The sequence below is a fragment of the Streptomyces sp. NPDC058796 genome (assembly GCF_042745235.1).
In the GTDB taxonomy this organism is placed as follows: domain Bacteria; phylum Actinomycetota; class Actinomycetes; order Streptomycetales; family Streptomycetaceae; genus Streptomyces.
In genome coordinates, this window is record NZ_JBHYOP010000007.1 from 390200 (window position 1) to 397591 (window position 7392).

Annotated in this window: 7 protein-coding genes; 4 read left to right on the forward strand and 3 right to left on the reverse strand. The window is 73.1% G+C overall.

Going from position 1 to position 7392, the window contains the following annotated elements; genetic code table 11:
* Positions 1-55: 55 nt before the first annotated feature.
* Positions 56-1654 carry an MFS transporter gene (locus ACFW47_RS20150; protein WP_386287281.1) on the reverse strand — a complete coding sequence of 533 codons (1599 nt, stop codon included), beginning with the start codon at positions 1652-1654 and terminating at the stop codon, positions 56-58.
* Between the two features lie 258 nt (positions 1655-1912).
* On the opposite strand from ACFW47_RS20150, the gene ACFW47_RS20155 reads away from it, so the two are divergent.
* Positions 1913-3082 (forward strand): mannosyltransferase family protein, encoded by a 1170-nt coding sequence (locus tag ACFW47_RS20155; protein ID WP_386306479.1) that lies wholly within the window; start codon positions 1913-1915, stop codon positions 3080-3082.
* A 237-nt stretch (positions 3083-3319) separates the two neighbouring features.
* Positions 3320-4336, forward strand: coding sequence for a phosphatase PAP2 family protein (locus ACFW47_RS20160; RefSeq protein WP_386287277.1), 1017 nt, complete (start codon positions 3320-3322; stop codon positions 4334-4336).
* A gap of 6 nt (positions 4337-4342) precedes the next feature.
* On the opposite strand, the gene ACFW47_RS20165 is transcribed toward ACFW47_RS20160, so the two are convergent.
* Together ACFW47_RS20165 and ACFW47_RS20170 are read right to left on the reverse strand one after the other, a co-directional pair.
* Complete coding sequence (locus ACFW47_RS20165; RefSeq protein WP_386287275.1) at positions 4343-4558, reverse strand: I78 family peptidase inhibitor; 216 nt, start codon at positions 4556-4558, stop codon at positions 4343-4345.
* Positions 4559-4889: 331 nt separating this feature from the next.
* The gene (locus tag ACFW47_RS20170; protein WP_386287273.1) at positions 4890-5708 is read right to left on the reverse strand and encodes a hypothetical protein; all 819 of its coding nucleotides are present in this window, start codon (positions 5706-5708) and stop codon (positions 4890-4892) included.
* A 391-nt stretch (positions 5709-6099) separates the two neighbouring features.
* Between ACFW47_RS20170 and ACFW47_RS20175 the strand changes: the two genes are divergently transcribed.
* Together ACFW47_RS20175 and ACFW47_RS20180 are read left to right on the forward strand one after the other, a co-directional pair.
* Positions 6100-6918: a hypothetical protein gene (locus ACFW47_RS20175; protein ID WP_386287271.1), complete on the forward strand. Its 819-nt coding sequence runs from the start codon at positions 6100-6102 to the stop codon at positions 6916-6918.
* A gap of 76 nt (positions 6919-6994) precedes the next feature.
* Positions 6995-7285 (forward strand): hypothetical protein, encoded by a 291-nt coding sequence (locus ACFW47_RS20180; RefSeq protein WP_386287270.1) that lies wholly within the window; start codon positions 6995-6997, stop codon positions 7283-7285.
* Positions 7286-7392 lie beyond the last annotated feature (107 nt).

The following is a 7392-nucleotide window of genomic DNA, read 5'->3' on the forward strand; positions in this document are numbered from 1 at the left end:
CGACGTTACGACGCACGGTGCCGCGCGTCCACCATGCCCGTCTCCCACCCGGCGGTCACACCGAGACGCGCGACTCCACCGCGTCCCGCGGCGCCGGCACGGCAACCGCCTCGCACTGCATCACCCGCGGCAGCCGCAACGCCATCACCGCCCCCAGCAACAACAACCCCGCACTCACCACCAACGTCACATGCAGCCCGTGCACGAACGCGTCCCCCGCGGCCCGCCGCAGCGCGGCCCCCGCGGGCCCGCCAAGCTGCGCGGCGACCTCGTACGCCTCCCCCAGCGAATGCCCCGCGGACGCCGACGCCGACGCCGGCACCCCGGGCACGCCCCCGGTCAGCCCGGGCGCGTACGCCGCGTTCATGACGCTGCCCAGCAGCGCGATCCCGATCCCGGCGCCCAGCTGGTACGACGTCTCGCCGATCGCCGCCGCCCCGCCGGCCTGCTCCTGCGGCGACTCGCTCAGCATCGACTCGTACGCCCCGAAGAGAGTGGTCTCCAGCCCGAAGCCCAGCAGCACGAACCCGCAGACCAGCAGAGCGCAGTTGTCGGCCCGGCCCATCGCGGTCAGCAGCAGCACCGCGAAGGCCGTCAGGCAGAACCCCGCGCACACCATCCGCCGCGGCCCGAACCGCCGCAGCATCCGCGCGCCCGCCAGCCCCGCCGCCATCGCCGCGAAGGTCAGCGGCAGCAGCCTCAGCCCGGTCTCCAGCGGGGACAGCCCGAGCACCAGTTGCAGGTACTGCGCCGCGATCAGTTCCAGGCCCACCAGCGCCAGCATCGCCAGCACGATGCACCCCACCGACGTGCTGAACGCCGGCCGCCGGAACATCGCTAGGTCCACCAGCGGATGCGCGCGCCGCCGCTGCCGCCGTACGAACGCGGCCAGCAGGCCCGCGCCCACCACCAGTGGCAGCACGGTGAACGCGCTGGCCACCGGTTCGCCACCGCCCAGCCGCTTCACGCCCAGCACCAGCCCGAAGAGCCCGGCCGCCGCCATCAGCGCGCCGACCACGTCCCAGGGGCCGGCGCCGTCGCCCTTCGACTCGGGCAGCAGCAGCCGCCCCACCGGGAGGCTGATCAGCATCAGCGGGATGTTGACGAGGAAGACCGAGCCCCACCAGAAGTGCTCCAGCAGGAAGCCGCCGAGCAGCGGCCCGACCGCCGCGCCGACCGCGGCCACGGCGCTCCAGACGCCGATGGCCAGCGCCCGCTCCCGCCGGTCGGGGAAGACCTGCCGCAGGATGGAGAGCGTCGCCGGCATGATCATCGCGCCGCCGACGCCGAGCAGCGCACGGGCCAGGATGAGGACCTGGGCGTTGTCCGCGAGGGCGGCGAGGGCGGAGGCGACGCCGAAGAGGGCGTAGCCGAGGAGGAGAACCCGTCTGCGGCCCACCCGGTCGCCCAGCGTGCCGAAGAGGATCAGCAGCGAGGCGCAGACGAGCGGGTAGACGTCGACGATCCAGAGCAGCTCGATCGCGCCGGGCCTGAGGTCCTCGGTGACGGCGGGGACCGCCACGTGCAGCACGGTGGCGTCGACGGCGACGAGCAGCAGGCTGGCGCAGAGGACGACCAAAACCACCCAGCGGTTGGCACCGGCCCCGGCCGCCCGACGGCGCAGCGCGGCGGCAGCCGTGGTCGTCCCGGACATGTACGTACCTCCAAGATTTTCCCTCGCGTCCGGCGGGCCGCGGGGTGGGGACTCCCCGGCGGCTCGGCCGGAGAGGAGCGGGGTCTCCGGGCCGCGCGACGGAACGCGAGTGACTCGTCAGGGTACGCGAGAGCGAGCACCGCACACGTGGTGGGCCTCACACATTCCGCGTGACCCGTGTGGCATGCGCCACTGCGCCCGCGGACCCGTCCGCCCCGGCCGTCCGGCCGCTCCGGCGCCCGGCGGATAATCGAGCCCGTGACCGATCTTGAAACGCGCACGGCGGGCCGCCCGGGTGCCCTGCGCCGGGCCGCCCCGGCGCTCCTCGGCTACGCGGCCGTACGCGCCCTGGGCCTGCTCGCCCTGGCCCTGTGGAGCGCCGCGCGCGACAAGAGCGCGTACACGCTGCTGACCGCCCGCTGGGACTCCCTCTGGTACACCAGGGTCGCCGAGCTGGGCTACGGGTACGAGGTACGCCTGCCCAACGGCGACGTGCACTCCAACCTGGCGTTCTTCCCGCTGCTGCCCTGGCTGGAGCGGCTCGGCGCGGCGGTGTCGCCCCTGTCGTACGCGGACGCGGGCTTCGTGGTGAGCCTCATCGCCTCGCTCGCCGCGGCCTGGGGGATCTTCGCGGTCGCGGAGCACGTGTACGGACGCCGGGCCGCCGCTTGCGCGGTGCTGCTGTGGGCCGTGCTGCCGGTCGGGGTCGTGCAGTCGATGGCGTACAGCGAGTCGCTGTTCACCGCGCTGGCCGCCTGGTCGCTGTACGCGGTGCTGACCGGGCGCTGGGTGACGGCGGGGCTGCTGGCCGCGCTGGCCGGGCTGACCCGGCCGGTGGGGCTCGCGGTGGCGGCGGCGGTGTGGGCGGCCGCGGTCGTGGCGTTCGCGCGCGGCCGGAACGACGGCGGCCCGGAAGGCGCCCTCGGCGACGGCGCGCGGCGGGTGCTCGGCATGGCCCTCGCGCCCCTGGGCGCCGCCGGATACGTGCTGTGGGTGGGCCACCGCACCGGCAAGGGCCCCCTCGGCTATCTCGACGTCCAGGCCGGCTGGCGCAACGGCTTCGACGGGGGCGCGGCCTTCGCCCGCTTCGTCGGCGACAAGTTCACGTCGTTCCCGGCGGCCCTGGCGGGCGTCGCCCTGGTCGCCGGGGTCGCGCTCCTGCTCTGGCTGTACGTCGTCTGCGTACGGCAGCGCCAGCCGCTCCCGCTGCTGGTGTACACGGGCGTCGTCGTCACCCTCGCCCTGTGCGCGTCGAGCTACTTCGGCTCGAAACCGCGGCTGCTGCTGCCCGCCTTCCCGCTGCTGCTGCCGCTCGCGCTGGCCCTGGCCCGGCTGCGAACCTCCAGGTCGGCGCTGGTCGTGAGCGGTGCGGCGGCGGCGTCGGCGGTGTACGGGGCATTCTGGCTGAACGGCTCCGGACCGCCCTGACCTGCCGAAACGCACGGTGACCACCGGGTCAATTCCGCACCAGCATTCGGTGAACGAATTCATAAGCACGATAAAACCGCCGACCGGACCGATCAAAGGAATTGAAGTCCGCAGCCGGACCGGATTGCGGATTCCTCGGAAATAGGCCACCACCTGAGAGGAATCCCACATCACATCGTCATCACAAAGCCGTTGATTCGGCGGGGATCACTCCTCACTCGCTGTAACGTCGATTGGGTGCGTACCGAACGGAGCCACACCCGTCTGGACCGGGTGTTCGCGAGACTCGACCGGGAGCCGGAACGGCCGGTCCACCTTGATGTGCCGGAGATGAGCCGGCACCGGATCGCGCTGTTCGCCGGAACCCTCGCGTTCTACCTCGCGATCGTGTGGGCGGTGCTCATCACCTCGTGGCTGGTCCGGCTCGACTGGCAGGTCATGTTCTTCCGGCCGTACCAGCAGTGGCCGGAGATCCACGCGTTCGTCGACTACTACGTGGTCCTCGGCCAGCGCGGCCCCACCGCGGTGATGGTGGCGGCCTGGCTCGGCTGGCGCTCCTGGCGGCAGCACACCCTGCGCCCCCTGCTCGCGCTCGGGGTGTCCCTCCTCCTGCTGAACGTCACGGTCGGCGCCGCGAAGATCGGCATGGGCCGGCTCGGACCGCACTACGCGACCACGATCGGCTCGAACGAGATGTGGCTCGGCGGCGATATATTTCCGAGCGGTCACACCGCGAACGCCGTCGTGACCTGGGGAATCCTGGCCTACCTGGCCTCGACGCCGAGGGCGCGCCGATGGCTGTCGGCCCTGTCGGCGGTCGTCTCCCTCGGGGTGGGCATGTCCACCGTCTACCTCGGCACGCACTGGCTCAGCGACGTGCTGCTCGGCTGGGCGGCGGGGCTGCTGATCCTGCTGGCGCTGCCCTGGTTCGAGCCGCTGATCACCCGTGCCGAGGCCCGGATCCTCGGCCTGCGCGACCGCTGGTACGCCCGCCTCCGCCGACCGGAGCCGGCGAAGGAGCCGGTCAGTGTGCCCGTGGCCCCCGCTCCGGCCGCCCCCGGACCGGACGAGGCCCCGGTGCTCGAGCCGGTCGCCGCTCCCCGGACCCGGACGCCCGTGCACCTGGCGCCGGGCCCGCACACCACCCGCTCGGACCGTACTCCGGTGACCCCGGCCGGCAGCCGCCGGCCACCGCACGCCGACCGCCACCCGCGCAACACGGCCCCGGCCGCGCGCCCCCTGTCGGGGAGCTGACGCGCGTCAGCCCTTCCAGGCGCGGGCCACGCGGCCGTCCTTCACCTCGAAGTTGAGGCGTCCCACGCGGTACTCCATGGTGATGACCGTCCCCGGCGCCAATGACCGCACCGTCGACCAGCCGCGTTCCCGGGCGAGCCGTTCGGCCGCCTGGGATTCGAGGCCCACGTAGGTGTCCGGGCTGTCCTGGGGTTCGGCCGGGGGTGTCGGAATCGGTGCCATGCCGTCACGCTATGCCCTGCTCCCCGAGCGGGGAAGCCCAGGCCGGTAAGCGGACTCACCAACGCCCGTCCGGTCACATTTCTGTCACAGGATCATGGGCCGCGTTTCGTTCGGGCCCGACACCCGGACGGATGGTTTCCGGCACCTTCCGCGGGCATGTCAGGTGAATTACCGCGCGTCTCACCGACTCATCGAATAGACGGTCGGAAGGCGGTCGGAAAAGGCACGTGAAGAGCCCCGGGAGACTGGCCGCATTCCGCGTTCGAGCATCACCGAACTGGCTTGCGGATATCAGGTATCCGCACAGCGGACACATCGTCCGCTCACAGGTTCACGGCTCCAGAGCGGTGACGGACACCGAGACGTCGTTGTCCCGGGTGTAGTACGGCCCGGCCTCCACGAGGCCGCACCGCGTCCGCACACGCGTGCGCGGATAGGTGAGGACGGGTTGCTTGTCGGCGACGTCGTCCAGCAGCCGCGCGACCCGGACGGCCGGGCCGAGGGTGCCGGCGGGCCGCAGCCACAGGTCCCAGTCGCCCGGCACGAGCTCGCCGTAGGGCACGGTGAAGCCGAACTCCGTCCGGTCGGCCGTGAGCTCCAGCCGGCGCACGCCGCCCTCACCGGTGCCGGGCCGGGCCCGTGCCTCGGCGTGGGCTCCGTGGGCGAGCTGAGTGCCGTAGACCCGCCCGCGCACGGTCAGTCCGTCGTCCGCGAGGCGCAGCTCCCGGGACTCGGCGTGCGGGGCGCGCAGCCAGCTGCGGACGGTGAGGTTGCCCTGCCGGGTGGCGTACGGGATGCGGACGGCGACGTGGCCGAGCAGTCCGCTGGGGGTGCGGTCGGCCAGGGAGCGCAGGTCGGTGACGCCGGGCACCAGGCGACGCGGCTGTTCCTGGTCGGACACCCGCGCGTAGGCGTCCCAGCGGCCCTCGGGCAGGGCGACGCTGCTGGGCAGCGCGGCGCGCAGCCGGCCCTCGGCGGCCGGGGCGAGCGGGAGGCTCACCGTGTCTTCGGACTCGGCGTCGCGGCGGCGCAGGATCAGCAGAGGCGTCCCGAAGTCCCCGTGCGCGGCGACGTCGAAGGTCAGACCGCCCGCGGAGTCGCCGATGCAGTCGGCGCGCAACGGGGCGGCCGGCGGGGTCTGCGGCGTCATGCGGTGAGGTTCCTCCCTGGCTGTCCCATCGTCCGGTTAGACCCGGAACCCCGCCTTCTGGTTGTCCGTGTCCGATTGCGATGTGGTCACGACCGCCGCGCTTTCAGTCACCCGGTTCATTCGCTGATTTCCCGATTTGTCGACCGTCGGGCACGGCGACCGGAATCCCTCCGGCCGCCCCAACACCGATACGGGGACGCCCACTTGGGCACCACCCGGCGTTTCGGGCCGACAGTCGGCCACACGCGTCGCTCGCTCCGATTCCGTTGGCCATGGGGCGTGACTCCCGCCGCAGGTCGCCCGTTGTCTTCTGCATGAGCCGGGGACCGCCCGGATCACGGCCCGGGAGCCACCCGGTCCAGCCACGTACCGCATCCCGAGGGAGCCACCCGTGCCGCGCATGCTCGACGTCAGCGACGACGTACGCGCCGAGATCGGCGACGAAGAAGCCGACCGCCTGCTCGCCGGGGAGTCGGCCCCGGGCAGCTACGACTGCACGTCCTGCCGCACCCCGGGCGACTGCGAACAGGAGCGCACCAGCACCGTTCTCTTCATCGGCGACGAGACGGCCGTCCTCGCCTTCGCCCACGCCGGCTGCCTGCCCTCGCAGGTCGTCAAGGTCACCGAGGAGCAGCTCCAGGGGGCCGTACGGTCCATCAACGCCGACCAGGCCCGCCCCCAGCCGGAGCAAGTCGGCCACCGGCCCGAGCAGGCGGCCCCCGACAAGGTGGCCCCCGAGCAGGCGGTGCTCGGCGTCACCAGCGGACTGATCCTGATCGCCGGGGAGCTGCACCCGGCCCTCGTGGTGGAGCCCACCGCCCCCATCGCCCGCCCCGGCACGGCCGGCGCCGGCGACGACTTCCTGCCGCTCCTCATCGAGCAGGGCTTCTTGCCGGTCACCGAGCTGTCCACCACGCCGACCGTGCTGCACGGCTGGTCGGTGCTGCTCGCGATGGGCCAGCTGCACGCGGTGCTCCAGCCGGGCACGGACGGCGGCCGGCCGGTGGCCTGGTGGCAGGCGCACCAGCCCCTCCAGGTCACCGAGGGCTGGCGCACGGCGGCCAACAAGCACCAGCAGGTGCTGATGTTCGCGGCGCCCGTCGGTTCGATCGGACGGCAGCCGCGCGAGGACCTGCTGCGGGACGCGCTGGACAAGGCGGCGGCGGGCGGCCAGCTGGTCGCGGCGGCCCTGCCGCTGGCGGGAACCTGATCCCCGTCCGCGCGGGTGGCACCAGGCGGTCACCGTCCGGCCGCATCCCTTCCAGCGCGGTGTCGTTTGGACATACGTGTACGCATACGACGCCTTCCACCGCCAGGGCGGCCCCTCGGCCACGCCGATCTACGACGCGCTCTACGCCGAGTACGTCAGGTCCTTCCGATCGCTCCCGGGTGACCGCAGCGGCGAGGAGGAACTGGGATTCACGTCCTTCAGGAGCATCCCGCGCAGCAGGAGCTCCTACAGCGCCTACAGCGCGGGGGCGCAGAGCGCCCGCGTCGGCCAGCAGTCGGTGTGGCAGCGGGTCGGCACGCACCACGTCCCGGCCGCGCTGCCGCCGGCCCCGCGCGCGGGTGCCTGACGGCCGCCGCCACAGCGACGAGAGAGGGGGGCCCCCCCCGGGGGGGGGCCCCCCAGGGCGCGGTTGTGGGGGGTTGTTGTTGTTTGGGGCCCGCGTGAGGGCCACCC

Bases quoted from the DNA above. Each gene is read 5' to 3' on its own strand.
- ACFW47_RS20150 (WP_386287281.1), bottom strand. From the start codon at position 1,654: ATGTCCGGGACGACCACGGCTGCCGCCGCGCTGCGCCGTCGGGCGGCC.
- ACFW47_RS20165 (WP_386287275.1), bottom strand. From the start codon at position 4,558: ATGGCACCGATTCCGACACCCCCGGCCGAACCCCAGGACAGCCCGGAC.
- ACFW47_RS20170 (WP_386287273.1), bottom strand. From the start codon at position 5,708: ATGACGCCGCAGACCCCGCCGGCCGCCCCGTTGCGCGCCGACTGCATC.